24 protein-coding genes and 1 pseudogene are annotated in these 26,835 nt (G+C 68.0%); 12 read left to right on the top strand and 13 right to left on the bottom strand.

The genetic code is table 11. From position 1 onward, the window contains the following. Nucleotides 1-12: 12 nt before the first annotated feature. Nucleotides 13-3,273, bottom strand: a complete 3,261-nt coding sequence (locus tag ASG71_RS09735; protein ID WP_056738431.1) for a choice-of-anchor D domain-containing protein — start codon at nt 3,271-3,273, stop codon at nt 13-15. 463 nt (nt 3,274-3,736) lie between these two features. Here ASG71_RS09735 and ASG71_RS09730 point away from each other — a divergent pair, with 463 nt between their 5' ends. Together ASG71_RS09730 and ASG71_RS09725 are read left to right on the top strand one after the other, a co-directional pair. Then, complete coding sequence (locus tag ASG71_RS09730) at nt 3,737-4,759, top strand: Gfo/Idh/MocA family protein (RefSeq protein ID WP_056738430.1); 1,023 nt, start codon at nt 3,737-3,739, stop codon at nt 4,757-4,759. 61 nt (nt 4,760-4,820) lie between these two features. Continuing rightward, nucleotides 4,821-6,194, top strand: a complete 1,374-nt coding sequence (locus ASG71_RS09725; RefSeq protein ID WP_056738427.1) for an AAA family ATPase — start codon at nt 4,821-4,823, stop codon at nt 6,192-6,194. Between the two features lie 12 nt (nt 6,195-6,206). Here the strand turns inward: ASG71_RS09725 and ASG71_RS09720 are convergent, their stop codons facing one another. Continuing rightward, the gene (locus ASG71_RS09720) at nt 6,207-6,944 is read right to left on the bottom strand and encodes a hypothetical protein (protein WP_157366322.1); all 738 of its coding nucleotides are present in this window, start codon (nt 6,942-6,944) and stop codon (nt 6,207-6,209) included. A gap of 136 nt (nt 6,945-7,080) precedes the next feature. Here ASG71_RS09720 and ASG71_RS09715 point away from each other — a divergent pair, with 136 nt between their 5' ends. Further along, nucleotides 7,081-7,500, top strand: coding sequence for a VOC family protein (locus ASG71_RS09715; RefSeq protein WP_056738423.1), 420 nt, complete (start codon nt 7,081-7,083; stop codon nt 7,498-7,500). A 42-nt stretch (nt 7,501-7,542) separates the two neighbouring features. Next, nucleotides 7,543-8,307: an SDR family NAD(P)-dependent oxidoreductase gene (locus ASG71_RS09710; protein ID WP_056738421.1), complete on the top strand. Its 765-nt coding sequence runs from the start codon at nt 7,543-7,545 to the stop codon at nt 8,305-8,307. Nucleotides 8,308-8,352: 45 nt separating this feature from the next. On the opposite strand, the gene ASG71_RS09705 is transcribed toward ASG71_RS09710, so the two are convergent. The 3 genes from ASG71_RS09705 to ASG71_RS09695 all read right to left on the bottom strand — a co-directional run bounded on the left by ASG71_RS09705 (nt 8,353) and on the right by ASG71_RS09695 (nt 10,879). After that, a complete protein-coding gene (locus ASG71_RS09705; protein WP_056738419.1) occupies nt 8,353-9,372 on the bottom strand; it encodes an LLM class flavin-dependent oxidoreductase in 1,020 nt (339 codons plus the stop codon). 13 nt (nt 9,373-9,385) lie between these two features. Beyond that, on the bottom strand, nt 9,386-10,312 hold the full coding sequence (locus ASG71_RS09700) for an EamA family transporter (RefSeq protein ID WP_056738723.1): 927 nt from the start codon (nt 10,310-10,312) through the stop codon (nt 9,386-9,388). A gap of 135 nt (nt 10,313-10,447) precedes the next feature. Then, nucleotides 10,448-10,879, bottom strand: coding sequence for a hypothetical protein (locus ASG71_RS09695; RefSeq protein ID WP_157366320.1), 432 nt, complete (start codon nt 10,877-10,879; stop codon nt 10,448-10,450). Between the two features lie 155 nt (nt 10,880-11,034). Here ASG71_RS09695 and ASG71_RS16930 point away from each other — a divergent pair. From ASG71_RS16930 to ASG71_RS09670, 6 genes and pseudogenes are all read left to right on the top strand, one after another. Then, nucleotides 11,035-11,292 (top strand): annotated as a pseudogene (locus tag ASG71_RS16930) (transcriptional regulator); the annotation flags it as partial. Nucleotides 11,293-11,401: 109 nt separating this feature from the next. Beyond that, complete coding sequence (locus tag ASG71_RS16925) at nt 11,402-11,746, top strand: ANTAR domain-containing protein (protein WP_235563961.1); 345 nt, start codon at nt 11,402-11,404, stop codon at nt 11,744-11,746. A 91-nt stretch (nt 11,747-11,837) separates the two neighbouring features. After that, a complete protein-coding gene (locus tag ASG71_RS09685; protein ID WP_056738416.1) occupies nt 11,838-12,893 on the top strand; it encodes a DNA polymerase IV in 1,056 nt (351 codons plus the stop codon). A gap of 126 nt (nt 12,894-13,019) precedes the next feature. Continuing rightward, nucleotides 13,020-13,994, top strand: coding sequence for an aldo/keto reductase (locus tag ASG71_RS09680; protein WP_056738413.1), 975 nt, complete (start codon nt 13,020-13,022; stop codon nt 13,992-13,994). Nucleotides 13,995-14,106: 112 nt separating this feature from the next. Then, nucleotides 14,107-15,342: a 23S rRNA (adenine(2503)-C(2))-methyltransferase RlmN gene (gene rlmN / locus ASG71_RS09675; protein WP_056738411.1), complete on the top strand. Its 1,236-nt coding sequence runs from the start codon at nt 14,107-14,109 to the stop codon at nt 15,340-15,342. 29 nt (nt 15,343-15,371) lie between these two features. Continuing rightward, nucleotides 15,372-16,436 carry a spore photoproduct lyase family protein gene (locus ASG71_RS09670; RefSeq protein WP_056738409.1) on the top strand — a complete coding sequence of 355 codons (1,065 nt, stop codon included), beginning with the start codon at nt 15,372-15,374 and terminating at the stop codon, nt 16,434-16,436. Between the two features lie 31 nt (nt 16,437-16,467). Here ASG71_RS09670 and ASG71_RS09665 read toward each other — a convergent pair whose 3' ends face one another. Both ASG71_RS09665 and ASG71_RS09660 read right to left on the bottom strand, forming a co-directional pair. Further along, nucleotides 16,468-16,944: a hypothetical protein gene (locus ASG71_RS09665; protein WP_157366317.1), complete on the bottom strand. Its 477-nt coding sequence runs from the start codon at nt 16,942-16,944 to the stop codon at nt 16,468-16,470. Continuing rightward, entirely contained in the window at nt 16,941-17,183 is a 243-nt protein-coding gene (locus ASG71_RS09660; protein WP_056738404.1) for a hypothetical protein, read from the bottom strand. The genes ASG71_RS09665 and ASG71_RS09660 overlap by 4 nt, the downstream gene beginning before the upstream one ends. 319 nt (nt 17,184-17,502) lie before the next feature. Here ASG71_RS09660 and ASG71_RS09655 point away from each other — a divergent pair, with 319 nt between their 5' ends. Continuing rightward, the gene (locus ASG71_RS09655) at nt 17,503-19,089 is read left to right on the top strand and encodes an HNH endonuclease signature motif containing protein (protein ID WP_056738402.1); all 1,587 of its coding nucleotides are present in this window, start codon (nt 17,503-17,505) and stop codon (nt 19,087-19,089) included. Between the two features lie 105 nt (nt 19,090-19,194). Then, a complete protein-coding gene (locus ASG71_RS09650; RefSeq protein ID WP_056738400.1) occupies nt 19,195-20,280 on the top strand; it encodes a glycerophosphodiester phosphodiesterase in 1,086 nt (361 codons plus the stop codon). Between the two features lie 72 nt (nt 20,281-20,352). On the opposite strand, the gene nrdF is transcribed toward ASG71_RS09650, so the two are convergent. The 6 genes from nrdF to ASG71_RS16820 form a co-directional block, all read right to left on the bottom strand. Beyond that, nucleotides 20,353-21,327, bottom strand: a complete 975-nt coding sequence (nrdF, locus tag ASG71_RS09645; protein ID WP_056738398.1) for a class 1b ribonucleoside-diphosphate reductase subunit beta — start codon at nt 21,325-21,327, stop codon at nt 20,353-20,355. Nucleotides 21,328-21,418: 91 nt separating this feature from the next. Then, nucleotides 21,419-23,539 (bottom strand): class 1b ribonucleoside-diphosphate reductase subunit alpha, encoded by a 2,121-nt coding sequence (gene nrdE, locus ASG71_RS09640; RefSeq protein ID WP_056738721.1) that lies wholly within the window; start codon nt 23,537-23,539, stop codon nt 21,419-21,421. A 62-nt stretch (nt 23,540-23,601) separates the two neighbouring features. Beyond that, nucleotides 23,602-24,105 (bottom strand): class Ib ribonucleoside-diphosphate reductase assembly flavoprotein NrdI, encoded by a 504-nt coding sequence (gene nrdI, locus ASG71_RS09635; RefSeq protein ID WP_056738396.1) that lies wholly within the window; start codon nt 24,103-24,105, stop codon nt 23,602-23,604. A gap of 39 nt (nt 24,106-24,144) precedes the next feature. Next, nucleotides 24,145-24,390 (bottom strand): glutaredoxin-like protein NrdH, encoded by a 246-nt coding sequence (gene nrdH, locus ASG71_RS09630; RefSeq protein ID WP_018773329.1) that lies wholly within the window; start codon nt 24,388-24,390, stop codon nt 24,145-24,147. A 380-nt stretch (nt 24,391-24,770) separates the two neighbouring features. Continuing rightward, on the bottom strand, nt 24,771-25,472 hold the full coding sequence (locus ASG71_RS09625) for a hypothetical protein (protein ID WP_235563960.1): 702 nt from the start codon (nt 25,470-25,472) through the stop codon (nt 24,771-24,773). Nucleotides 25,473-25,688: 216 nt separating this feature from the next. After that, on the bottom strand, nt 25,689-26,618 hold the full coding sequence (locus tag ASG71_RS16820; protein WP_200947962.1) for a hypothetical protein: 930 nt from the start codon (nt 26,616-26,618) through the stop codon (nt 25,689-25,691). Nucleotides 26,619-26,835 lie beyond the last annotated feature (217 nt).

Raw genomic sequence — 26,835 nt, 5'->3', positions numbered from 1 at the left:
ACCGTGCCGGGCTTAACCGATGACGGCACCGGTGGCCGAGTACCAGGTCAACTTGCCGCGCTGGAAGTTCGAGGCCCGGCCGACGGAGACCCAGTACTCATCCGAGACCGGGTAGCCCAGCCGGCCCCGTTCCCAGCCCAGGGCTGCCCAGCGGGACCTGATCGCGCCCATCACCGAATGGGCGCCGGTGGCCGGCGACCAGTAGATCGAGCTGCCTCCCCCGCCGCCGCCGGCGAAGTGGTTGTACCGGCCCACCTTGTCCGGGGTCACCATCTCGTCCGTGACGGGGTAGCCAAGCTTGCCCCGCTCCCAGCCCTGCGCGGCCCACTTCGACCTGATCCCGCCCATCACGGCGTGCGCGCCCGTCTTTGGTGACCAGTAGATCGAGCTGCCGCTGCCGCCCCCGCCGGCGAAGTGGTTGTACCGGCCCACCTTGTCCGGGGTCGCCAACTCGTCCGTGACGGGGTAGCCGAGCCTGCTCTGCTCCCAGCCCAGGGCGGCCCAGCGGGACCTGATGGCCCCCATGACCGCGTGCGCGCCGGTATTCGGCGACCAGTAGATCGAGCCGCCGCTGGCGCCCCCACCGGAGAAGTGGTTGTACCGGCCGACCTTGTCCGGTGTTACTTTCTCGTCAGTTGTCGGGAAGCGCAGGACGCCGGCGGCCCCGCCGAGCGCCTTGTAGCGGTCGTAGATCGCTCCGGTTACCACGTGTGCGCCGGTCGCCGGCGACCAACAGATCACGCCCCGGGCATAGTCCTGGCATTTGCCGCCGGCGACCGGGTATTCGAGGGTCAGGGACCTGCCGAGGATCGACCGGGGGTCGCCGGCATTGAGCTGGTAGGCCTTGAGCCCGATCGGATCATCGACGCCCGTGCCGGTAAGCATGACCTTTAGTGCGCCCTGCCCGTCATTGCCGGTCAACAGGTAGAAGGTGTCCTGGGTTCCTGCCTGGCCCGGCACCGTTGGCTTGAAGGTCACGCTCTGGTAGGCGGATTCACCCGGCGGGATGACCAGGCCTTCGGCGATCGGGGTGGTGGTGGAGAAGACGCCCTGCGGTGCCTTGGCTTTGGTGATGGTCAGCGGGATGTTTCCGGTGTTGACAATCGTGAAGTCCCGGGTGGCGGCCGCACCGACGGCCACGTCACCGAAGTCCAGCGACGGCGGCAGCTGAAGGTGCGCGGCGCCGGAGACCGCCGTCGCCGTTATCGGGACCGTCAGCGACCCCCGGTCGCTGGTTACCGTCAGCTGGTCAGCCACCGCGCCCGCCGCCGTGGGGCTGAACGTGATGGACACCGGCACGGAGGTGAGCGGCTGGATTTGTTGCCCGAGGACCGGAGCCGTTCCCGGGTCGACGCCGAGGGCTGCGTTGGCTGGAGGGGTCATCCCGGTGACCGTGGCGACCGTGGTGCCGGTGTTGACGACGTTGACGGTCTGCCGGCTGCTCGTCTGGGTCGGCACGTCGGTGAACGCCAGTGCCGCCGGGGTGGCGCCCAGTCCCTCCTTGGTGCCGACGGCGTGGATGCCGAGGAGGTCTGTTTCGCCGTCGGCGGTCTTGACCGTCAGAGTGCCGTCGACCTGGCCGGCCGCGGTCGGCGCGAACGTCACGGGCACCGCCAGGCTGGCGCCCTTGGCCAGCGCCCGGGGCAGGGGCAGGGCGCCGATCGCGAACGGCGCGGCGGTGGTCACGGCGTTGATGGTGACGGCCCTGGTGGCGGTGACGGTCACGGTGCCGGTCTTTGTCGAACCCACTGCGGCCAGGCCGAGGTCGGTGTTCGATGCCCCGACGGCGGAAGTCGTGGGAGCGCCGAACGCCAGCAGGCGCCCGTCCCGGGTGCCGACGTAGACCCGGCCGTTGTCGGTGGCCACGGACGAGAACTTCGAGGCCGTGCCGAGGGGGGCCGCGAACACCTGCTGCAGTTTTCCGTTGCTGTCCGGCAGGGCGCGGTAGGCCCGCAGTTCGGCACCGGTTCCGGTGGGGCCGGTTGAGTACACCACCCACACGAGTGCCGAGGCGGCATCCGTCCCGTTCGAGGTGACCGACGGCGCGCCGGAGGTGTAGCCGAAGGCGCCCACCGACGTGCCCACCGCGGCCAGCTGCACGCCGCCGGTGCTGGTCGGCACGAGCTTGTGGGCCCGGAGGTAGCCCTTGTTCTCGACGGTGTAGACGTACCCGCCGTTGGGAGTTCCGAGGAACGCGGGCCGGCCCCAGACCCCGCTGTACGGGCCGGCTTCGTCGAGGACTGCGTCGCCGCCGCCGGGGCCCTGGCCCATGCCGCCGAGGTTCGTCCGGTCCATCAGGTAGACGCGGCCGTCCTTGCCCGCGTGAACCAGCAGCCGCGGGTACGCCGCGGTGCCGTAGCCGTCGGGGATGGCGATCGGCGCCCCGGAACCGAGGTCGGCGTCGTCCTGGTCGAGCTTGGCATTGTTGGCCGGGCTGAAGAAGTCGGTGGGCTTGAGGGTGCCGTCCGCGCCCACGGCCAGCCGGACCACGGATTCGGCGAGGGTGGCCGGCGGGGTTTTGCCCGGTCCGGGCTTAGGCGAGATGCCATTACCGGTCGCGAAGAGGATCTGGCCCGGCCCGTCGGAGACCAGGCCGCCGCCGGACTGCCAGATGCCGCCTTCGGCGTTGCTGTTGCCGGATTCGGTGGCCCACATGGTGGTTTGGCGTCCGGCGGTGGAGACACCGACGACGTAGCCGACGAACGGGGCGTAGTCGCAGTGGCTGGCGAAGCCCGCGTACACCACACCGTTCATCAGCAGGAGCCCGGGCCGCTGCATGGCGGTCATCGGATTGAACGGGCGGGACGGGTCGTTGGTCGGGGCGCCGCTGATGAGGACCGGGAAGCCTGGCCGTTCCACGCCGGTGCTGCGGTCGAGGGAATGCATGTACCAGTGCGGCAACAGTGCGCTGGTTCCGTCGTTGGTCTTCGCCAGCAGGAACACGCTGTTCGTCGCGGCGTCGTAGACGGGAGTGGAGGTGACCCCGATGTTGGGGGTGAGGTCCCCGCAGCTGACCGTGGATGCCGGCCAGGCAGGGCCGAGGTTGCGCTGCCAGGTCACCGCACCGGTGGCGGCGTTCACCCCGTAGACATTGTTGTTCTCCGTGGCGGTGATGACGGTGCCGCCCACCACGAGCGGCTGGGCGTAGACCTGTCCGTCGACGGGAGTGGAGAACAGTTTGCCGAAGTTTGAGGAGGCCACCGACGACGGCGTCAGGATCGTCTCGTTGCTGTCCCACCCGGTCCGGAAGACATCGTGGGCGATGGTCCCCACATCCGCGGCGGCGATACTACTGCCCGCGGACAGTCCGGCGGCGCCGAGTGCGGTCGAGAGGAGGAGTGCCCAGGCGCTCCGGAGCCGTAGGCGTGGACGGCCCGCGGGCAGCCTGAAGCCGTCTCTTAAAGTGGAGGATGAGACCGATCCGGCTGTTCCTTCGCGCATGGCTTGAGACCCATTTCTAACCGCAAAAAGCGTTTTCCCTGCCCAGTAGTCAGGAGCCTAGAAGCGCTGCCGATCCAGGGAACGAGTGGGCCTTACCCGTCTTCTGGCCGGCATTTCGTGCTTTGCGCCGGGTACTACTTGCTTCTGCCGAACGCCTACCTGTCCGGCTACCCGGCCTGCGGAGGGGCCCCGCCGACGGCGCCGCCGGGCGGGGGTGGGTTAGCATGCTGACACGGCCAGCCCGCTGCCGCGGCTGCCGCCCGAACCCGACCACCTGCCTTAGGGGACCCCGACCATGCCAGCCACCTCGCCCACGCCCGAGTCCTCCTCCGCTGCCCGCCTCCGCTGGGGCATCCTCGGTACCGGCTTCATCGCGGGCCTGCAGACCTCTGACCTGGTCAACCACGGCTTCACCGTCCAGGCGGTGGGATCCCGGAGCCTGGACACCGCCCTCGACTTCGCGGGCACTTACGGGCTGCCGAACGCCCACGGCAGCTACAAGGCACTGGCCAACGACCCCGAGGTCGACGTCGTCTATATCTCCACGCCGCACCCGTTCCACTACGAGAACGCCCTGCTCGCTCTCAACGCCGGCAAGCACGTCCTGGTGGAGAAGCCCTTCGCCATGAACGCGCGGCAGGCGCAGGAGATTGTCGACCTCGCTGCCGCTAAGGGCCTGGTGGCCCTTGAGGCGATGTGGACGCGCTTCCTGCCGCACATGGTCCGGATCCGTGAGCTGGCCAGCTCGGGCGCGCTCGGCGAGGTCCGGACGGTCCTGGCGGACCACAACCAGAACCTGCCCAAGGACCCCGCGCACCGGCTCAACGATCCGGCCCTGGGCGGCGGAGCACTGCTGGACCTCGGCATCTACCCCGCGTCCTTCGCCTTCGATGTCTTCGGCGCACCCGCCCGGATCCAGGCGGCTGCCAGCATGACCGCCACCGGCGTCGACCGCCAGACGGCGATGATCTTCGAATACGCAGACGGCCAGCAGGCGGTGTTGCACTGCGCCCTGGATACCGCCGGTCCCAACCGGGCGGCTGTCATTGGGACCGCGGGGAGCATCGACGTCGACCCGGTCTGGTACACCCCGACCGGTTTCACCCGCTACGACGACGGCGGGAACGTCGTCGAGCGCTTCGACGAACCGGTGACCGGCCGCGGCATGCAGTACCAGGCGTGGGAGCTCGAACGGCTCGTTGCTGCCGGCGCGTCCGCCAGCGACGTGCTCTCCCCCGCGGAGACGGTCCAGGTCATGGCGGCGCTGGACGCGGTCCGCGGCCAGATCGGGCTCAGCTACGCCAGCGACGACCGGTAACCCGGCCCGCGGCCTTCCCGGCGGCGGCAGGACGTGCTGCGGCCGCTGGTAGGGTCTGCGCATGGATGAAAATTTGGGGAAGTTCATCGATGACTTCGCGCAGCTTGTGCAGCTGGCCCAGGCGGGCCAGCGCCGGGTACCGGCCGGGGAGCAGTTGCTGGCGACGCTGGCCGGGCACTTGGGCGTCGCGGTCGAAACCTTGTCCGTCGTCGCGGAGGAGATCCCGCCGCACCGATTCGCCGACGCTGACATCCAGCTGGCCGAACTGGCGGGCAGGGACCCGGGCTTCCGGCTGGTGGGCATCGGCGGCGGCGACCAGCGCCACCACCATTCACTGAGCGACATGCTGCAGCAGGCCCAGCTCTTTCCCCAGTTCCCGCTCGCCCAGCCGGACTACACCAACCTCGCGGTGGGGCCGGATGAGCAGCGGCAGGCCGTGGCGCTGGGGCTCTGGCTGTTCCGGTTCGGCGGCCAGCCGATCGCCGTGCTGCAACGGGACGCCAACCCCCGGTACGGCCGTCAGGCGGCCTCGCTCGAGGTCCTGGCCGGCCGCGCGGAGACCGCCGCGGCCTTCCTGGCCGAATTCCGCCGGCGGATGCAGCATTACAGCATCCTGAAGGGGCAGGTCATTTCCCTTGTCCTGGGCGAATATGGCGCCAGCTCAGGGGGTGTGACGTTCCACAAACGGCCGGCCCTCGCCGCGGACGAGGTCATCCTGCCGGACGGGCTGCTGCAGAAGGTGGCAGACCATGCCCTGGGCATCGCCGAGCACCGGGACGCGCTTCACGGTTACGGCCAGCACCTCAAACGCGGCGTCCTGCTCTACGGGCCGCCCGGTACCGGGAAAACCCACACGGTCCGGCACCTGCTCAGCGGCAGCGGCGGATCCACCGCGATCCTGCTCTCCGGCGGTTCGCTGGCCCGGATCTCCGAAGCGGCGGCCATGGCCCGCGCGCTGCAGCCGTCCCTGATTGTGCTGGAGGACTGCGACCTGATCGCGGAGGACCGGAGCTTCGGGCACGGGCCACAGCCGTTGCTGTTCGAGGTGCTCGATGCCATGGACGGGCTTGCCAGCGACGCGGACGTGGCCTTCGTGCTCACCACCAACCGGGTCGACATGCTCGAACGCGCCCTGGCCCAGCGCCCCGGCCGGGTGGACCTCGCGGTGGAGATACCGCTGCCGGCCCGGCCGCAGCGGATGGCCCTGCTCGAGCTGTACTCGCGTGACATCCCGTTCAGCGCGGCCGCCCTGGCCGAGGCCGCGGACCGGACGGCCGGGACCACGGCGTCCTTCGCCCGCGAACTGGTCCGCCGTGCCGTCGTGGCCGCCGCCCTGGCCGGCAGACCGCCCGTGGATGCCCACCTCCGCACCGCCGCCGAGGAGCTGATGGCCGACGGCGAGGCGCTCACCCGCAGCCTGCTGGGCAGCGAGTGACCGCCTCGATCCCTACGCGTAGGCCAGGCTCACCAGGAGGGCCTTCAGCTGGGCGTACCGTTCCGTGGCCATCCATGCGCGGGCTTCACCCCGGTTGGCGAAGGCAGGTTCGCCGAAGTGGACCCGCGTGATCAGCCCGCCGTTTTCCGTCGGCACGAGGTTGCACCAGGATGAGACGCCGTCGCCCTGTTCCAGGGACCGGGGGTCGGCCAGTCCCATGTTGTAGTAATCCTTCCCGGCGATGGATTCGACGGCGAACCCGAACGCTGGCTTCGTCCCGTCCGGGGCGGCCATGGCCGGGACCGTGGCCTGGTCGAGGACCCGCCGCGACGCGGGGCCGCCGGCGCACCCGGTTCCCACGCCATTGGCGAGCGACACCACCTCCCGGCCTGCCTCGTCCGCGACCACCGCGTCGACACCCGGCAGGCCGGCCGGCGGGTACTGCGTCCGCACCGTCCACGCGGCGGGGTAGCTGAAGGAGATATGGCCGTCCGGGAAGGTGAACGTTTTCAGGTTGTGGGATGACTCCGTCGGCGGTGTGGGCGTGCGGGCCGTCGATGCTGCCGCCGGCGCCGCCGTCGTACCCTTTCCGGCAGCCGCCGTCGTCGCCCCGGACACCCTGACGGTTGAGGCTGCGGCCTCCGACGCCGCCGGGCCGCCGGGTTGCGCTCCGCAGCCGGCCAGGACAAGGCCGGCGGCCAGGCCCGCCGCCGACATGGTCAGGAAACGCCCCGTGTGCGTGGTCTTCATGGTGTACCCCCAAGGTGCTGTAACGGCGGGCGAGGTACCCGCTCACCCTCAAAGTTTCCGGAACACCGCCAAGGGTTACAGAGGGGCCCGAAAATCTTTTGCCGGCACCGGGAACGCGGTGGGTTATCGTGGTGCCATGCCCAGCCAATTAGCCTCCGTTGCCATCGACGCTGTCGACCCGAAGGTGGTGGCCGATTTCTGGTGCGCCGTCCTCGGCTGGAACATCATCGAGGAGACCGGCGATGACGACGGGGAACTCATCAGCATTGGCCCCCGTGACAACTCCGCCCCGTCCATCGACGTCATCGCCGTGCCCGGGGCGAAAACCGTCAAAAACAGGCTGCACTTTGACCTGCGCGCCGACGGCGTCTCGACGGCCGAAGAACTGGAGCGGCTCCTGGCGCTCGGGGCCCGTCGCACCGACGTCGGGCAGGGCCCGGATGTCAGCTGGGCGGTGCTGGCAGACCCGGAAGGCAATGAATTCTGCCTGCTGTCCCGCTCCGTCCAGGATGTTGAGGCCGAGGAAGCCCACCCGGCGGAACCCGGCCAGGCCTAGGATCGGCGGCGGCTGCGGAGCAGGCTGACGAAAGGGGCTTCGGTGGCACGCATCTTTATCACCGGCTCATCGGCCGGCCTGGGCCTCGACGCCGCACGCACCCTGCTCGGCGAGGGCCACGACGTCGTCCTGCACGCCCGCAACCCCGCCCGCGCCGCGACGCTCCGGGCATTGTCCGGCGCGGCGGCAGTCGTCGTCGGCGACCTCAGCAGCGCAGCGGGAACCCGGTCCGTCGCCGAGCAGGTGAACCGCCTGGGCCGGATGGACGCCGTCATCCATAACGCCGGCACCTATCGTGAGCCGGACCGCGGCAGCACCCCCGAAGGGCACGCCCGCACACTGGCCATCAACACCCTGGCGCCGTACCTGCTGACCGCCCTGCTAGACCGTCCGGACCGGCTGGTCTTCCTCAGCAGCGGCCTCCACCGCGGCGGCGGCACCTCGCTGGCGGACATCGACTGGACCGGGAGGCGCTGGAACGCCGGCCAGGCCTACGCCGAGAGCAAGCTGTACCTCACGGCGCTGGCGCTCGCGGCCGCCCGCCGATGGCCGTCGGTGCTGAGCAACGCCGTCGACCCCGGCTGGGTACCCACCAGGATGGGCGGCCCCGGGGCGCCTGACGATTTGGAACTGGGGCACCAGACCCAGACCTGGCTGGCGGCCAGCCACGATCCCGCAGCCCTCACCAGCGGCGGCTACTGGCACCACCGGACACTGCGCGCCCCCGCCCCCGAGGCCGCCGATCCCGGTTTCCAGGACCGGCTGCTGGCCCGGCTCGCCGAACTGACCGGCGTCCGGCTGACCTGACGCCGGAGCTGACGCCGGCCGCCCGGCGCCCGCATAGGTCCCCGCTCAGTCCCAGCCCAAGGCCGGGCGCAGCCCGGTGGAAATCGCCTCGAGCAGCCGGACGTTAAAGTCCACGCCCAGCTGGTTCGGGACGGTGACCAGGAGGGTGTCCGCCGCGGCGACCGCGGCGTCGCGGGAAAGCTCGTCCGCCAGTTGCTCTGGTTCGCCGATGTAGCTGCGACCGAACCGGGCCAGGCCGCCGTCGAGGTAGCCCACCTGGTCCCGTGCGTCCGCCTGCGCGCGCACACCGAAGTAGCGCCGTGACTCGTCGTCAATCAGCGGAATGATGCTCCGCGAGACGGACACCCGCGGCGCGCGCTGGTGCCCGGCCGCGGTCCACGCCTCCCGGTAGCCGGCGATCTGCTCGGCCTGCAACTGGTCAAACGGCACGCCGGTGTCCTCCGTCAGCAGGGTCGAGGACATCAGGTTGAGGCCCTGGTCCGCCGCCCACCGCGCTGTGGCGCGGCTCCCGGCGCCCCACCAAATCCGCTGGGGCAGCGTGGCGGACCGCGGCTCGATTGGAACGCTGGCGCCGCCGATCCCGAACCGGGGGTTGGCCCGGGCAAGGCCGGCGCCGGCGATGGCGCTGCGGAAACGGTCGGTGTGCCGTCGGGCCAGGTCCGCATCGGTCTCCCCCGGGGCGGGCACGTGCCCGAAGGCCTCGTAGCCGGCCAGCACCGATTCCGGCGAGCCCCGGCTGATGCCCAGCTGCAGCCGCCCGCCGCTGATCAGGTCGACGGCGGCGGCCTCCTCGGCGAGGTGCAGCGGATTCTCGTAGCGCATGTCGACGACGCCGGTGCCTACTTCGATCCGGGACGTACGGGCGGCGATCGCGGCCAGCAGCGGCAGCGGCGCCGCCTGCTGCTCGGCGAAATGGTGGACGCGGAAATAGGCGCCGTCCACGCCGACTTCCTCCGCGGCCACGGCCAAATCGATGGCCTGCAGCAGCGCATCCCGCGCCGAGCGCACGCGCGAGCCCGGGACATCGCCCCAGTGGCCAAAGGACAGGAAGCCGATCCGTTTCATCGTGGTCACCCTCTCACAGTCGTTCGGGCTGCCGGAAGCGGGCCTGGGGCCCCGGGGCAGCGGGCGCCGCCGCGTTGGCCGGCGCGACCGCCAGGACCACCAGGGCCAGCGCGATGATGCCCAACCCCGACCAGCCGGCCGCGCTGAGTCGTTCGCCCACGACGGCGACGGCCAGGACGGCGGCGACCGCCGGCTCGGTCAGGGTGATCGTCGTCGCCGTGCTGGCAGGAACACAGGCCAGCCCGTAGCCGAAGAGCACGTAGCCGGCGAACATCGGTACCAGGGCCATGTAGGCGGCGACGGTGAACGCCTGGGTGCTCGCGAGCAGCGGTGCGCCGGTCATCAGAAGGACGGGCAGCAGCAGCAGGCCGCCGGCGCCAAAGACCGCGCCCATCGACGCGGCGCGGCCGACGCCGTCGTTCATCAGCCGCCGGGCGCACCAGGAGTACGTGGCGTAGGTGGCGCCGGCGACCAGTCCCAACCCGATGCCGGCGAGCGCGGAACCACCGCCGGCGGGGTCGCCGGTCATCCTGGCCAGGCACAGCAGGATGCTGCCGGTGACCCCGAGCCCCGCCGCCAGCAACCACCACCGGCTCAGCGGGGCGCGCCGGGTCACCCGTTCCAGCACCCCGGAAGCCAGCGGCGCCGAGGCGAGGGAGACGACAGTGCCCAGGGCGACACCGGCCAGATGCATCGAGCTGTAAAAGGCCAGCGGATAGATCGCCACCGCCGCGGCCCCGACGGCCACCAGGCTCAGCCTGGCCCGCAGCTGCCCGGCGGCGGCACGGAGCGCGGGAAGGGCGATGAGGGCCTGCAGGATGCCGCCGACGGCCAGGGCGGCCGAACCGATCGCCAGCGGCCCGGCCGCCGGGGCGAAGGTGGCCGCGGTGCCGGTGGTCCCCCACAGGATGGAGGTCAGGGTGATGGCGCCGATGGCCATCAGTTGCCGCCGCCGTACACTCCCGTCCGGGCCGGCGACCGGCAGCACCTCAGCGTCATTCTTGAGTTCCCGCACCGCCGCCGCCCTTTTCCAGAAGTAGGTAGCCCAGTCTAGCTACTTCGTCGTGGGCAGCGACTAGCTGTCCAGCGACCTCCGGGGTTCGGCCCCCGGCAGCTCGCTTTTCGCTTCCTGGTTCTGCGCCGAGGCGGCCTGCAGGAAGAGTTCCCGAGAAGCTATGTTGATCCCCAGGGCGGTCGCGGCGATATCCTCCAGCGCATGCTGTATCCACAGCACAGCGGTCTCGCTGGCGGGATCCTCGACAAGGGCAGAGGGCTGGGCCGCCCGTAAAGACGCGTACCGGGCCACCTTTTTCCTCAGCGTTTCAGCGAGGTCCTCGACCTCGGCCAGCAGTGCATCCCGCCAGGCGTCCGGATCGTGGGTGGTGCCGCCGGTATCGGCCGAAGAAAGGTGGTCGAGTCCGGGCTCTTGCCGCTTCCACAGGAAGTCCGCCAAGGCGTTCGCCTGCGAAGGGGCCGACGCAGCCTGGGGTTTTGGGTTGCCTGACATGAAAGATCCTCTGGGTAGTTCGCCGAAAGATGGGGCGCTACCAGGGTCCGGGGCAACAATGCCACTCTACGTGGGTTTGCCCCAAGAGGCTAGAGCACAAATCGCGGGTCCAAGGGCACAGGCGGACGGGCCGGTCGCTGGAGTAAGATTCCGGCATGGCTGAACGTAGCCGTGCCGAACGCATCAGCTCCGCTTTCGTGAAGATGGCGGACACCCTCGTTGTCGACTATGACGTGTTCGACCTCCTCCACACCCTCGTGGACGAAGCTGCCGCCGTTCTCGACGCCGCTGCTGCGGGACTGCTGCTCGTAGATCCCGACGGCAGCCTGCAGGTGATGGCGACGACGAGTGCGGAGTGCCAGGTGGTGGAAGAACTCCAGGTTGAATCCGGGACGGGTCCGTGCGTGGACTGCTACCGGACGGGAACGCCGGTGGCCGTCGATGACAGCGAAGACCAGCCACTGGCCCGCGTTCGCGGCCTGCGCCCTGTCCCAGGGTTTCGGGTCCCTGCTTGCCGTCCCCATGCGGCTGCGCAGTCGAACCGTCGGTTCCCTGGCATTGTTCAGCCACGGGACGGGGCCCGCCACCGCCGAGGACGCCGCTATCACCCAGGCCTTCGCCGACATGGCAACTATCGCCCTTCTGCAGGAACGCGCTGCGAGGGAGAGCGTCCTGATAAACGAACAGCTCCAGCGCGCCCTGAACGGACGAATCCTGATCGAACAAGCCAAGGGCATGATCGCCCACACTTCCAATGTCGACATGGGCGCGGCTTTCGCGCTGCTGCGCGACTACGCCCGCTCGCATAACCAGACGGTCTACGAGACGGCGGACAGGATGATCAACAACCGCGAGTTCTCGGTCTAGTCCGGATGGTGTGGTCCCCGTTTTCCGATCTGTTTCCCTGCCCCGGCGGAGGGGTTTAGTGCACACTGGTGCCGTGAGCGGAATCCCATGGGTGCTGCATGTTGATCTGGACCAGTTCATAGCGGCCGTGGAAGTGCTGCGGCGGCCCGAGCTGGCGGGCCGGCCCGTGATTGTCGGCGGCCGCGGCGATCCCGCGGAGCGTGCCGTGGTCTCCACCGCGTCCTACGAGGCCAGGGCTTTCGGCGTCGGCTCCGGAATGCCACTGCGGGTTGCCGCCCGGAAAGTGCCCGACGCCGTCATCCTGCCGGTCGATCAGGAGGCCTACCTCGCCGCCTCCGAAACGGTGATGGCCACCCTCCGCGCGCAACCCGGCGCCACCGTGCAGGTGCTCGGCTGGGATGAGGCCTTTGTCGGGGTCGCGACGGAGGACCCGGAAGCCTACGCGCGGCAGCTCCAGGCCGCCGTCCTGGAGCGGACCCGGCTGCACTGCAGCGTCGGCATCGGCGACACCCTGGTCCGGGCCAAAGTCGCGACCGGTTTCGGCAAGCCGGCCGGCGTCTTCCGCCTCACCGCCGCCAACTGGCTCGAGGTCATGGGCGGCCGGCCCACCAAGGAGCTGTGGGGCGTCGGAACCAAAGTCTCGGCGAGGCTGGCCAAGCTCGGCATCACCACGGTTTCCCGGCTCGCCGCGTCCGATCCCCAGGACCTGGTCCCGGAATTCGGTCCCCGGATGGGCCCCTGGTACGCGGAACTGGGGCGCGGGGACGGTGCCGGCGTGGTGGACGACACCCCTTGGGTCGCCCGCGGGCACAGCCGGGAGACCACGTTCCAGCAGGACCTGACCGAGCCCGCGCAGGTGGATGAGGCGTTGCGGGAGCTGACGTCGCAGGTGCTCGAGGACGTTGCGGCCGAGGGCCGGCCCGTCGTCGGCCTTACCCTGAAGGTCCGCTACGCACCGTTTGTGACCAAGACGCACGCACGGAAGATTCCCGAGACCTTCGACCGCGCCGACGTCCTTGCCCGGGCCTTGGAGCTCGGCGCCGGTATCGAGCCGGGCCGGCCCATCAGGCTCCTGGGCCTCCGCGCGGAGATGGCCATGCCGGAGGACGCCCGGATGGGGCACACGCCCACGCGCGGCGGCTGGTGACGCCGTTGTCGTCCGGCCCGGCGGCAACCACGCCGGAGCGCCGCTGAGGCGGAAACGCACGCCCTTCATCACCTAACGTTGGCAGGGGCCGCGGCCGCGGCTACCGGTTTTCGACGGAGGACAATCGTGGAATACATCAAACTCGGCAACACCGGCCTGGACATCTCACCGCTGGCCCTGGGGTGCATGACCTACGGGGACCCGGAGCGGGGCCCGCACCCGTGGACGCTGCCCGAGGACCAGAGCCGGCCGCTGATCCGCCAGGCCGTGGAGGCGGGGATCAACTTCTTCGACACCGCCAACGTGTATTCCAACGGCTCCAGCGAGGAGGTCGTGGGCCGGGCGCTCGCCGAGTTCACCCGCCGGGACGAGACCGTCATCGCCACCAAGGTGCACGGCGTGATGCGCCCGGGCCCCAACGGGCGCGGACTCTCACGCAAGGCCATCTTCGCCGCACTCGACGCCAGCCTGGCGCGGCTGGGGACCGACTATGTCGATCTTTACCAGATTCACCGGTGGGACCCTGCGACGCCCATCGAGGAGACGCTCGAGGCCCTGCACGACGTCGTCAAGGCCGGGAAGGTGCGCTATATCGGCGCGTCCTCGATGGCGGCCTGGCAGTTCAGCAAGGCGCTGTACCTGCAGCAGCTCAACGGCTGGACCCGGTTCGTCACGATGCAGGACCACTACAACCTGGTCTACCGCGAGGAGGAGCGCGAGATGTTCCCGCTCTGCGCGGACCAGAAGATCGGCGTCCTGCCCTGGAGCCCGCTGGCCCGCGGCAAGCTCACGCGCGACTGGGACGAGAAGACCAACCGCTCGGAAAAGGATGAGTTCGGCAAGACCCTGTACAGCGCCGAGGGCAGCGACCGGGCTGTGGCGGACGCGGTGCGGGCCATCGCGGAGCGCCGCGGCGTGCCCCGCGCCCAGGTGGCCCTGGCATGGGTCCGCTCCAACAGCGTGGTTAGCGCCCCGATCGTCGGCGCGAGCAAGCCCGCCCATCTGGAGGACGCCGTCGCATCGCTGGAACTGACGCTGACGCGGGAGGAGAAGGCGGAGCTGGAGACCCCGTACGTGCCGCACGAGGTCGCCGGGTACTGACAACGACGGCGGTGCGGGGGCGGGTGCGGGGCGGGCGACCCGGCGGCGTCGGGCGCGGGGCCTTGCAGCCCGCGCTTAGGGCGCGCCACCCGGGCGTGGGACAATGGGAAGGATGACTTCCTCAACTTCCTCCTCCGACGCCCCCGACCGCACCCGCGCAAAGGACGCCGGCGACGCCGCACGCCCGCAGGTCCGCCCGACGGCGGAAGGCTGGGAGCAGGCGCGCACTGTCGAGGGCCGGCCGGTACTCCAGTTCGCCTCACCGCGGGTCAAGCAGCCGCCGGCGCACCTGGCCGACCTGACCCTGGCCGAGCGTGCCGCGAAGCTCAAGGAGCTCGGCGTCCCCGCCTTCCGGGCGAAGCAGCTCTCCACGCACTATTTCCAGCACTGGACCACGGATCCGGAAGCGATGAGCGACCTGCCGAAGGCCGGCCGCGAAGAGCTCGTGGCAGAGATGTTCCCCCCGCTGCTGACCGAGGTCCGCCGCCTCCGTACGGACAACGGGGACACCATCAAGTTCCTGTGGCGGCTGTTCGACGGCGCCCTGGTCGAGTCGGTCCTGATGCGCTACCCCGGCCGGATCACCCTGTGCGTGTCCTCGCAGGCCGGCTGCGGGATGAACTGCCCGTTCTGCGCTACCGGCCAGGCCGGGCTGACCCGCAACATGTCGACGGCGGAGATCGTGGACCAGGTGGTCGCCGCGAACCGTGCGATCGCCGCGGGCGAGCTGGGCCCGAAGGAGCACGACGACGAGCGCGTCACCAACATCGTTTTCATGGGCATGGGCGAGCCGCTGGCCAACTACAAGCGCGTGATGGCCGCCCTGCACCGCTTCGTCGACCCGGCGCCCGAGGGCCTGGGCATGTCGGCCCGGAACATCACGGTCTCCACCGTCGGCCTGGTCCCCGCCATCCGCAAGCTGGCCGACGAGGACCTGCCGGTCACCTTCGCGCTGTCCCTGCACGCGCCCGACGACGAACTCCGCGACGAGCTGATCCCGGTCAATAACCGGTGGAAGGTCGACGAAGCGATCGACGCCGCCTACGAGTACTACCGCAAGACCGGCCGCCGCGTCAGCATCGAGTACGCGCTGATCAAGGACATGAACGACCACGCCTGGCGTGCGGACCTGCTGGCGAAGAAACTGAACCAGCGCGGCCGCGGCTGGGTCCACGTGAACCCGATCCCGCTGAACCCCACCCCCGGTTCCATCTGGACCTCTTCGGAGAAGCCGGTGGCGCAGGAGTTCATTGCCCGGCTCCGCGCGGCCGGGGTGCCCTGCACCCTGCGCGATACCCGCGGCAAGGAGATCGACGGCGCCTGCGGCCAGCTCGCCGCCGCGGACTAGGCGTTTCGGGCCGGTAGGGGGAACGAATCATGGAGCTCAACCGCTTGCTACAGATCCGGCGCATCTATGCCCAGCCCGCCGCATTGGAGCTTCCCCGGGGCAAGGAAATCGTCACACGCTGGCCGGACGCCGACGTCGTCCCTGTCGATAGCCACTGGAACATCCCTGAAGTCCACGGGGATGAAACGAACGTGCCGCGCTGGTCCAGGATCAAGACGGAGGCGCTGGTCCTCGGCGTCAAAAAAGCGCTGACCGTTAAGCCCAACGGCCGGTCAGCGGATTTCATTGCACCCTCGACGGCGAACGGCTGCGCCATGGCATGCGCCTACTGCTACGTGCCCCGGCACAAGGGGTACAGCAACCCGGTCACCGTGTTCGCGAACATCGACGACATCGCCCGGGCGCTGGAGCGGCATGCCACGCGGCAGGGCATAAAGCTGGAGCCCAACCAGTGCGACCCGCAACTCTGGGTGTACGACATCGGCGAGAACAGCGACTGCTCCGTCGACGCCCTCATCAGCGACAACGTGGAAGACTTGGTCACGCTTTTCCGGGACCTACCTACCGCCAAGCTATCTTTTGCCACCAAGTACGTGAACCCGGCGATGCTCGGGTGGGACCATGGCGGCCACACCAGGATCCGTTTCTCCTTGATGCCCGCGGCCTTGGCGAAGTCGATTGACGTCCGGACCTCACCCATGGCTGAACGAATGACCGCCATCAACGACTTCGTCGAGGCCGGCTACGAGGTGCACGTGAACTTCTCCCCCGTCATCATCACGGACACCTGGCTCCACGATTGGGAGGAGCTGCTCCGTCGGCTCGACGCCACCCTGACCGACGCCGCCAAGGCCCAACTTGCGGCGGAAGTGATCTTCCTGACGCACAACGAGGGGCTCCACGAGGTCAATCTGGGCTGGCATCCCCAGGCTGAGAAGGCACTCTGGCGTCCGGATTTGCAGGAGGCGAAGGTCTCGTCGAACGGCTTCACGAACGTCCGCTACCGGTCGGGACATAAGGCGGGCTATGTGCGGCAACTGACGGAGCTCATTGCCGAAATCACGCCGTATTGCCGGGTCCGCTACGCGTTCTGAGGGAGGCTCGGGGGGATGGTTGACAGCTCCCTTAGGACCAGGAATGTTCCAGCCGGATCTCCTCGGTGATTTGTTCGATGTTGTCCGGGCGCCCGGCTTCCCTCGTGAAAAGGGACACGGTCGCCGTGGCGCAGCCTCGAATGAAGCGGCCGCTTCCTGCCGGGACAGTGAGGACCACTTCGGCCGGCTCGCCCGTGCAGGTCAGCGGCCCGGAACCGGCGCCGCCAAAGGGAGCGCGTCCATGGTGTTCGGCCTGGGCGAGGAAGATTCCCACTCCCGCCGTCTGCCCGACCGGGCATTCATAGGTAACGTACACCTGGACCCGGGAGCCGTGCCTGGACAACTCCCCGTCGTCGACGCCCAGCCCTCCTCCGGCGTCGGCTCCGGCGGGTGCGGCCGCAGCCAGCAGGACGAAGGCGACAGCGGCAACACTGCCAGCCAATGTGGAGGCCCGGCGCCGCGAGGGCCTGCCATGGCGCCGGTTGCGGCGGTGCTGATCCTCGCTCACGATTCCCACTTCCCTTGGCCGATCCATTTCACCGGGATAAGCGGGTTGGAACCAGGGAAGAAAATCCCGGCAGGGGTTTCCGCGTCGGCGTGCATCAGGTGCCGTTCCAGGCTGTCCAGGACCTGCCCCAGCGACCGCCGCTGCTCGCTGGTCAGGGCGGCACCGTCCTGCAACTGCTCGAGCAGCCCGGCGCCGGCCGTCTCTACTTCCTTAAAGGTGCGCAGTGCCGGCTGCAACAAAGGACCGACCCACGTCCGTTCATGATTCATTTTCGACCTGTCCCCTCGGCCGAGCCCCTCCCCCGCCTTCGAGCCTAGCCGCCCGCCGCCGCAAGAAAAAGCTACCCGCCGGTACCGTGCGTGTCCGCTAAAACCGCTGAGAACCCCGGTCCACTTTGCCGGGTAGACACCCTCTGCGGGCGCACCCCCGCATGCGGAATATCAGCAACTAGAGGGAGTAATCCAAACTTTTCCACGTAACCATCGGCCTCAACGTCCCGGACATTGAAGAGGCCTGCGTCCGGGTATAAATGTCGGTGGTCGGTCTTAGTGTGAAGACATGGAGAGCGGAGATGCTTTCACAGCGGACATCAGGGCGGCAGCAGCGGCCCTGAGGCAGTCCGCCGCCGCGTTGGAGGCTCTCCTTGATGGTCCCGGTGCTGCGGAGTCCAACGCCGACGCCGATCCGGTGCGGCTGCGTGCCGACGCCTGCCTGGACGGTTTGTCTGAGGCGGCACGGGTGGAGTCACGGGTCGCGGCGCTCAAGGTCCGCCTCGCTGCCGGCTATGTCCATCTGGCCGAGGTTCTTGCGGGGCCGGCTGCCACGCCGCAGGACTGGACGGCCCGGGAGATGAGCACCGTGGCGGAGGTCGCGGGGGTGCTGACAGTCAGTGAGCGCTCCGCCTCGGCGCTGATTTCGGATGCGCTGGCCCTGACAACGTCGCTTCCCCTGACGCTGGACGCTTTGGGCTCCGGGAGCGTGTCCTGGCAGCACGCCCGCATCATGGTCAATGAGGCTGCAGGCCTCTCTCCCGCCGCGGCGGGATCTCTGGAGGCCCATTTCCTTGACCCGGACGCTCCTTCGCCGGCCCGTGGCTGTCTTGCGGGAGAGCTGGTTCCGGGGCGGTTCCGGGCCAAGGCCAGGACCTGGCGTGAGCGGCACCATCCGCTCAGCATCGAGGCCCGGCATGTCCGCAGCGCCGCCGACCGGCGGGTGGAGTTCGTTCCCGACCGGGACGGGATGGCCTGGTTGAACGCGTACCTGCCGGCAGCGACCGCGGCGGGGATCTTCGATCGACTCACCACCGCCTCCCGCGCGCTCCAGGGGCCGGCCGAGGCACGGACCCTGGCCCAGCTCCGGGCGGACGTAGCGGCGACGCTGTTCCTCAGCGGAGAGGGCGCCGCCGGCAGGGTCCATGCGGCCGGGACCGGGGATGCCGACACCCCGCTTACCACGGCCGGTGTTCCCATGCCGCGGGCGCAGGTATTGGTCACGGTCCCGGTGCTGTCGCTGCTCGGGGTGACTGACGAGCCGGCGATGCTGGATGGGTATGGCCCGATCCCACCGTCAGTGGCCAGGAAGCTGGTGGCGGGCGGGGCGGATTCGTTCTACCGGGTGCTGACCGATCCGCGGGACGGGGCTCCCCTGGAAATCGGCCGCACGAGCTACCGGATCCCGAGGGCGATGCGGCACTGGCTCCGGCTGCGGGACGCCAAATGCAGCTTCCCCGCCTGCAACAACTCATCTCTGGACACCGAGGCCGACCACCTGCTCGCGTGGGCCAACGGCGGGACCACCGGAATCAGCAACCTGGGCCAGCCCTGCCGCAAACACCACCGACTCAAACACACCACCACCTGGACTCCCACCCCGGCGACCGGGCATGAACCACCGGCATGGATCTCCCCCACGGGACGGCGGTACCGCAGCGAACAACAGGACTGGGAACCACCCCACCTGCCCGACACGCCGTCGGCCTTCCAGGCAGCCGCATGGTCCCGCCTGCCTTCCGTGCCGGCCACGCTTCGACGTCGCTGGTCCTCCGAGGCGCCGCGGCCCAGCAAATTGGGGGCGGCCGCGCCCGCAGGAAACGGCCTGACATCGTCCGCGCCAACCCGGGGTGAACAGCTCCCGAATGCCGGATAAAGCGCGGCGCGTGCGTGGCCGATCCGCAGCCTCGCGGCCCTAGCGTGGGTGACCGTGATCGACACCAAGCGTCGTCACCGCGCAGTTATCAACCCTGGAGAACCCATGAAGTACACAAAGCTGCTGACCGCGGCTGCCATCACCGCCGGCCTCGCCCTCGGAACAACTCTTCCGGCCAAGGCCGCTGACACCAACCCGAACGGCACCGACAACCACTTTGACCTGCAGGCGCACCGCGGCGGCATCGGCCTCACCGTCGAATCGACGCTGGCCTCGTTCGCCAAGGGAATCGAGACCGGCGTTAGCACCCTCGAGATGGACCTGCAGATCACCAAGGACGGCCGCGAAGTGATCACCCACGACCGGAAGATCAACGGGGACAAGTGCCGCGACACGGCCCCCGTTACCCCAGGCGACCCGCTGTTCCCGTATGTGGGCAAGTACATCAAGAACCTCACCTTCGCGCAGGTCCGCAGCTTGGACTGCGGTTCCTCCACGCTGCCGCAGTTCCCGGGCCAGCAAGCGTCCCCCGGCGCGAAGATGCCGACCCTCGCCGAGGTCTTCGATCTGACGAACCGTTACCGGGCCAGCCAGGTCAAGTTCAACGTCGAGACCAAGGTAGAAGCCGGCGCCCCGGAAGAAACCGCCCCGCGCGAGCAGTTCGTCGACGTCGCGCTGCGCGAAATCAACAAGGCGCACATGGCCGAACGCGTCTCCATTCAAAGCTTCGACTGGGGCTCGCTGCGCCTGGTCAAGGAACGCCAGCCCGGCATCCGCACCGTGGCCCTGACCAACAAAGACTTCCTGCAGGCAGGACAGCCCGGCAAGTCGCCGTGGCTCGGCGGCATCGATGCTGACGACTTCGGCGGTGACCTGGTGGATGCGGCCGCGTCCCTGGGATTCGACGCCATCTCCCCGGTCCACGGCACTCCGCAGAACGGGACCGTCAGCGACGCCAACTACGTCCCCTACGTCACCGCCGACATGGTGTCCCGCGCCCACGCCAAGGGCATGCAGGTCATCCCGTGGACCGTCGATGACAAGCCGACGATGCGGGCCCTCATGGATTACGGAGTCGACGGACTCATCACCGACTACCCGAACCGGCTCCGCGAGGTCATGGCCGAGCGGTCGATGAAGCTTCCGAAGCAGTTCGCCCTCGAGCCCGGAGCGTCAGCACACGCAAGCTGACCGAGCAATGCAGAACGGCCCCGCACACAATTGTGTGCGGGGCCGTTCTGTCTCGTCTGTGGAGAGGCGGACCTAGAAGTCCCAGTCCTCATCCTCGGTATTGACAGCCTTGCCAATCACATACGACGAACCCGACCCCGAGAAGAAGTCGTGGTTCTCGTCGGCGTTCGGCGACAGGGCCGAGAGGATCGCCGGGTTCACGTCGGTGACGGAGGCCGGGAACATGGCCTCGTAGCCCAGGTTCATCAGGGCCTTGTTGGCGTTGTAGTGCAGGAACTTCTTGACGTCCTCGGCCAGGCCGACGGAGTCGTAGAGGTCATGCGTGTACTGGACCTCGTTCTCGTACAGCTCGAAGAGCAGTTCGAAGGTGTAGTCCTTGATTTCCTGGCGCTTCTCCTCGGAGACCTTCTCCAGGCCCTTCTGGAACTTGTAGCCGATGTAGTAGCCGTGCACGGCCTCATCGCGGATGATCAGGCGGATCAGGTCGGCCGTGTTCGTCAGCTTAGCCCGCGAGGACCAGTACATCGGCAGGTAGAAGCCCGAGTAGAACAGGAAGCTCTCCAGCAGGGTGGAGGCCACCTTGCGCTTCAGCGGGTCGTCGCCCTGGTAGTAGTCCATGACGATCTGGGCCTTCTTCTGAAGGTTCTCGTTCTCGGTGGACCAGCGGAACGCCTCGTCGATCTCCTTGGTGGAGGCCAGCGTGGAGAAGATGGAGGAGTAGCTCTTGGCGTGCACCGACTCCATGAATGCGATGTTCGTGTAGACGGCCTCTTCGTGCGGGGTCAGGGCGTCCGGGATGAGCGAGACGGCGCCGACGGTGCCCTGGATGGTGTCCAGCAGGGTCAGGCCGGTGAACACGCGCATGGTGAGCTGCTGCTCGGCCGGCGTCAGGGTGTTCCACGACTGGACGTCGTTGGACAGCGGCACCTTCTCCGGCAGCCAGAAGTTGTTGACCAGGCGGTTCCAGACGTCCACGTCCTTGTCGTCCTGGATGCGGTTCCAGTTGATCGCCTCGACGTGGCTCAACAGCTTGACCTTCTCGGTCATGTCATCCCCTCAATGTTGGGTTGGTTCTCTAAGTTAAAGCGTACGACGGCGGGCGGGCGCCCGCCGTCGTACTCAAGCCTTCAGCGGCTGGTTACAGCATGCAGCTGACGCAACCCTCTACCTCGGTCCCTTCCAGCGCGAGCTGGCGGAGACGGATGTAGTAGATGGTCTTGATGCCTTTCTTCCAGGCGTAGATCTGGGCCTTGTTGATGTCGCGCGTGGTGGCGGTGTCCTTGAAGAACAGCGTCAGGGACAGGCCCTGGTCCACGTGCTGCGTGGCCGCGGCGTAGGTGTCGATGACCTTCTCGTAGCCGATCTCGTACGCGTCCTGGTAGTACTCCAGGTTGTCGTTCGTCAGGTACGGCGCCGGGTAGTACACGCGGCCCAGCTTGCCTTCCTTACGGATCTCAATCTTGGACGCCACCGGGTGGATTGAGGAGGTGGAGTTGTTGATGTAGGAGATCGAGCCGGTCGGCGGGACGGCCTGCAGGTTCTGGTTGTAGATGCCGTGTTCCATGACGGAGGCCTTCAGCTCGCGCCAGTCATCCTGGGTGGGGATGTGGATGTTCTGGAACAGCTCGGCAACCTTCGCCGTCTGCGGGACCCATTCGCGGTTGATGTACTTGTCGAAGAACTCACCGCTCGCGTACTTGGACTTCTCGAAGCCGCCGAACGTCTGGCCGGTCTGGATGGCCAGCTTGTTGGAGGCACGGACCGCGTGGAACAGCACCGAGTAAAAGTAGATGTTTGTGAAGTCCAGGCCCTCTTCGGAACCGTAGTGGACCCGCTCGCGGGCCAGGTAGCCGTGCAGGTTCATCTGGCCGAGGCCGATCGCGTGGCTCTGGTCGTTGCCGCGGGCGATCGAGGGCACCGAGGTGATGTTGGACATATCCGAGACCGCGGAGAGGGACCGGATGGCCGTCTCAATGGTCAGGCCGAAGTCCGGTGAGTCCATGGTCTTCGCGATGTTCAGCGAACCCAGGTTGCAGGAGATGTCCTTGCCGGTCTGGTCGTACGACAGGTCATCGTGGTACGTCGTGGGCTGGGAAACCTGGAGGATCTCCGAGCACAGGTTGGACATGATGATCTTGCCGTCGATCGGGTTTTCCCGGTTCACGGTGTCCTCGAACATGATGTACGGGTAGCCGGATTCGAACTGGATCTCGGCGAGGGTCTGGAAGAACTCGCGCGCCTTGATCTTGGTCTTCTTGATCCGGGAGTCGTCCACCATCTCGTAGTACTTCTCGGTGACCGAGACATCGGAGAACGGCATGCCGTAGACCTTTTCGACGTCGTACGGGGAGAACAGGTACATGTCCTCGTCCCGCTTGGCCAGCTCGAAGGTGATGTCCGGGATCACGACGCCGAGCGAGAGGGTCTTGATGCGGATCTTCTCGTCCGCGTTCTCACGCTTGGTGTCGAGGAAGCGGTAGATGTCCGGGTGGTGCGCGTGCAGGTACACGGCGCCGGCGCCCTGGCGGGCACCGAGCTGGTTGGCGTAGGAGAAGCTGTCTTCGAGGAGCTTCATCACGGGGATGACGCCGGAGGACTGGTTCTCGATCTGCTTGATCGGCGCGCCGACCTCACGGATATTGGTCAGCGCGAACGCCACGCCGCCGCCGCGCTTGGACAGCTGCAGCGCCGAGTTGATGGACCGGCCGATCGACTCCATGTTGTCTTCGATCCGGAGCAGGAAGCAGGAGACCAGCTCGCCGCGCTGCTTCTTGCCGGCGTTCAGGAAAGTCGGGGTGGCCGGCTGGAAGCGGCCCTCGATGATCTCGTCGACCATCTGGGTGGCGAGCTTCTCGTCGCCGCGGGCCAGGTGCAGGGCCACCATGCAGACGCGGTCCTCGTAGCGTTCCAGGAAGCGCTTACCGTCGAAGGTCTTCAGCGTGTAGGAGGTGTAGAACTTGAACGCGCCGAGGAAGGTCTCGAAGCGGAACTTCTTCTTGTACGCGCGGTTGAAGAGCTCGCGGATGAAGTTCATCGTGTACTGGTCGAGGGTTTCGCGCTCGTAGTACTCGTTCTTGACCAGGTAGTCGAGCTTTTCCTCGAGGTCGTGGAAGAACACGGTGTTGTTGTTCACGTGCTGCAGGAAGTACTGGTGCGCGGCCTCGCGGTCGGCTTCGAACTGGATCTCGCCGTTCGGGCCGTAGAGGTTCAGCATGGCGTTGAGCTCGTGGTAGCCCAAGCCCTGGTAGGCGGCCGGCAGGGCCGGCTTCTCCCCGGGGACGGTGTGCTTCTCGACGGCGGTGTTCGCGGCGGAGCCGGTGGCTACTTCTGTGTCTGCGACAGTCGTGTCCAAAATTCTTCCAATCCTTGTTGTACTCGGCTGACGTCTTCCGGCGTCCCCATGAGTTCGAAACGATATAGGTGCGGGACCTGGCACTTGGCGGCGACGATGTCGCCGGCCATGCAGTAGTTGTCCCCAAAGTTCGTGTTGCCCGCCCCGATCACTCCACGGAGCTGCTGCCGGTTCCTCGGATCGTTCAGGAAGCGGATGACCTGCTTCGGAACGGATCCCTCTCCCCCGGTTCCTCCGTAGGTGGGAAGCACCAGGACGTAGGGCTCGGTGGCCAGCAGTGCCGGTTCCCTCGGGTGGAGGGGGATGCGGGCCGCCTCGACACCCAGCTTCTCGACGAAGCGCCTGGTGTTCTCGGAGGTGGAGGAGAAGTAGATGAGGTGGCTGGCTGTGGTGCGGACCGCATCGGAGCCTGCCGCGGCTGAGTCCACGGTGTCCGCTGCGAGCGGCGGGCCGGCGGTTGCCGGTGCTGCCATGCGAGTCACCTCATCCGTCGTGGTGCTGTGCGACGGCTTTCAGGCAACCGCGACGGCGGCAGCCTGTGCCAGTTCTTCGATCTTGTCCGGGCGGAAGCCGGACCAGTGGTCCTGGTCGGTGACGACGACCGGAGCCTGCATGTAGCCCAGGGACTTGAGGCGCTCCAGGGCTTCGGCATCCTGGGAGATGTCAACGCTCTGGTAGGCGATGCCCTTCTTGTCGAGAGCGCGGTAGGTGGCGTTGCACTGTACGCAAGCCGGCTTGGTGTAAACCGTAACGGTCATGTCCTGGTCCCCTTTGTTGAAGTCTGTGGTTCGTGTCCGGTGGGGCCCGACGGGAACAGGAATCCTTATCCGTTACTGGCCTCGCCCTGCGGTCTGCAACCGCTCCGCTCGAACTGTATGTCGATACTACATGTAGTGCAAGAGCCCGGCGCGGACCCCAAGATGATGTATTACAAGTATGTCATTTAACCCACTTTTAATCCACAGCCGGGGACCTTCAAAATGTCCGGATTCCAGCCGTTTTCGAGGACGAAATCCACATCCTGTGGAGTAGTTAGGCACAATTAACGGCCCGGCGTGTCGCTATCCGACGGCGTGTCGCACCTAGCTGCCCTAGGGGCCGTGGCCGGGCATCCGGGAGATGACCGTCCGCCGCGGGATCAGTCGGCCGGGCGCAGGGACGTGATGGTTTGACGCACCTCGTCGTACTCCTCTGTGGCTGTGTAGGCCTCGGGAGTGTCGACGTCGGGGGTGTCGCCGGGCGCCGCGACGACCGGGTTGTAGACGCCGCTGAATGCCGCCAGTCCCGAGCCCCAGTCGAAGAACTGGAAGATGGGGCACGCGCTGGGTCCGACCGGCGGCGGCGCCGAGGTGATTCCGTAGGCCAGGGAGGCCGGCCGGGTGGGATACGACCCATGGTCGTCCCTGCCCTCGAAGATGAACCGGGGAGCCGCGCCGTCCTGTTTCAGGGCCGGCAGAACCTGGGAGTCCATCAGGGCGTAGGGGTACTTCGCCGGACAGTCCGGCTTGGTTTGGATATTGGTGCGCAGCGTGGCCATCGACTTGCCGGCGCCGCTGAGGACCTCCACGAACACTCCCCCGGGCGCTGCCTCGCGGGCCCGGTCCTTGACGTTCCAGTCCGGCGGGTAGTCGAAGGCCAACTGGCCGTCCGGCGTCGTGTAGGTTTTCCACTCCGCCTGCGCCGACGGGCGGGCAGTAGCCCGGACTGCCGGGGTCAGTGCCGCCTTGGACAGCGATGGCGTCGCCGACTCGGAAACGACGGGCGGCCCGGTCGGAGCAGAACAGGCGGTCATCAGCACCGCAGCGCAGGAAAGAGCGAAAACTGCTTTTCGGGTTGGCATGGACCGCCGCATGGCGCCCTCCCCTTGTGGGTGCAAACTACTGCAAATGATTCTTCCAGCTTCCAGGGCGGATAACAGGGCCTTACGGCCCCGCGGCCGCAGCACGACGGGATGCCGGCAACGGCTCGGGCAGCAGAAAGGGGTGCCGGCGGACCTCGCCGGCACCCCTCTGTCCACCCTGGACGCCCCGGCTACCGCCGGGAGTCCTGGTGCGTCCTAGCGCTTCAGCAGCGTGTTGCCGTAGCCGGCGTCGCACTTGCCGTCGTGGATCACGCCGGCGCCGGGCGCCACGGCGTAGTCGCTGGCGGGGTTGAAGACCGCGGTGCGGACATTGGTGACCTTGCTCGCGCAGGCATCGGCGCCGTCGGAACTCATGCTCTGGCCACCGATCCACATGTCGATCCAGATCGTAGAGTTGGTGCCGTTGACGTTGGTCCCCTGGTGGCACGGGCCGCCCTGGGGCTCGTCGCCGTCGCCGCAGCTGTCCTCGACGATGAAGTAGCGGCGCACGTCCGGCAGGTAGATCCGGGTGCCGGCCGGGACATCCAGGACGTCCTTGCCGGTAGCGGTGGAGTGGCCGACGGCGATCGTGATCGGGTCCTGGTAGGTACCGGTGCCGCCCGCGGTCTTGTGCAGGATCGGGTGGCTGATCGTGGCCGACCCGGCGGGGGTGTTGTCATACCAGGTGTAGGCCGTCGTGTACGTGGTGTGCACGACCCGCTCGGAGGAGGCCGGAACAACCGGAGCCGGCTTCGGCGCGGCGGGAGCCGCGGCAGGGGTCGACGGAACAACGGCCGGCACCTTGGCGGCGGCCTGTGCTTGCGCTGCCGCCTCCTGTGCCGCTGCGGCGGCGGCTGCCTGCGCGGCCTTCGTCTTCGCCGCCGCGGCCGCCTTGGCGTCGTCGGCCTTGGCCTTGGCAGCGGCCTTGGCCTTCGCCTCGGCCTGCGCCTTGGCGGTGGCCTTGACCTTCTCAGCAGCGGCCCGCTGCGACGTGCCGATCTCGGCGGAGCTGTCGGTGCCGGATTCGAAGCCGGCGCTGGCCGAGCCCGTGGACTGTGCGGATGGGTTCTGGGCACCGGCCCCGCACGCCGAGGTGGCGAGCAGGACGGAGAGCATGCCGGCGGCAAGCAGACTATTTCTGCGCATGGAAAATAAAGCCTCTTCATGGAAATGCGGAAACAGGCAGGCACCAAAGGGTATCCCTGCCCGGGATTGGTCACGGTTTGCGGAGCGCGGGACGACGCCGCCACGGGACTTAGCACACGCAACGGCGTTCAGAACGCCGTGTCGGGGCGTGTATGCCAACCGGTGACCTAAACGTTACCGGAGCGTCAACTAAAAGGCCGAATCCTCGGCGCGCCGC

Origin of the sequence: Arthrobacter sp. Soil763, assembly GCF_001428365.1 — a bacterium.
GTDB lineage: Bacteria > Actinomycetota > Actinomycetes > Actinomycetales > Micrococcaceae > Arthrobacter.
Note: the sequence above shows the minus strand (reverse complement) of the source record. Positions and strands in the feature narration are given on the sequence as shown.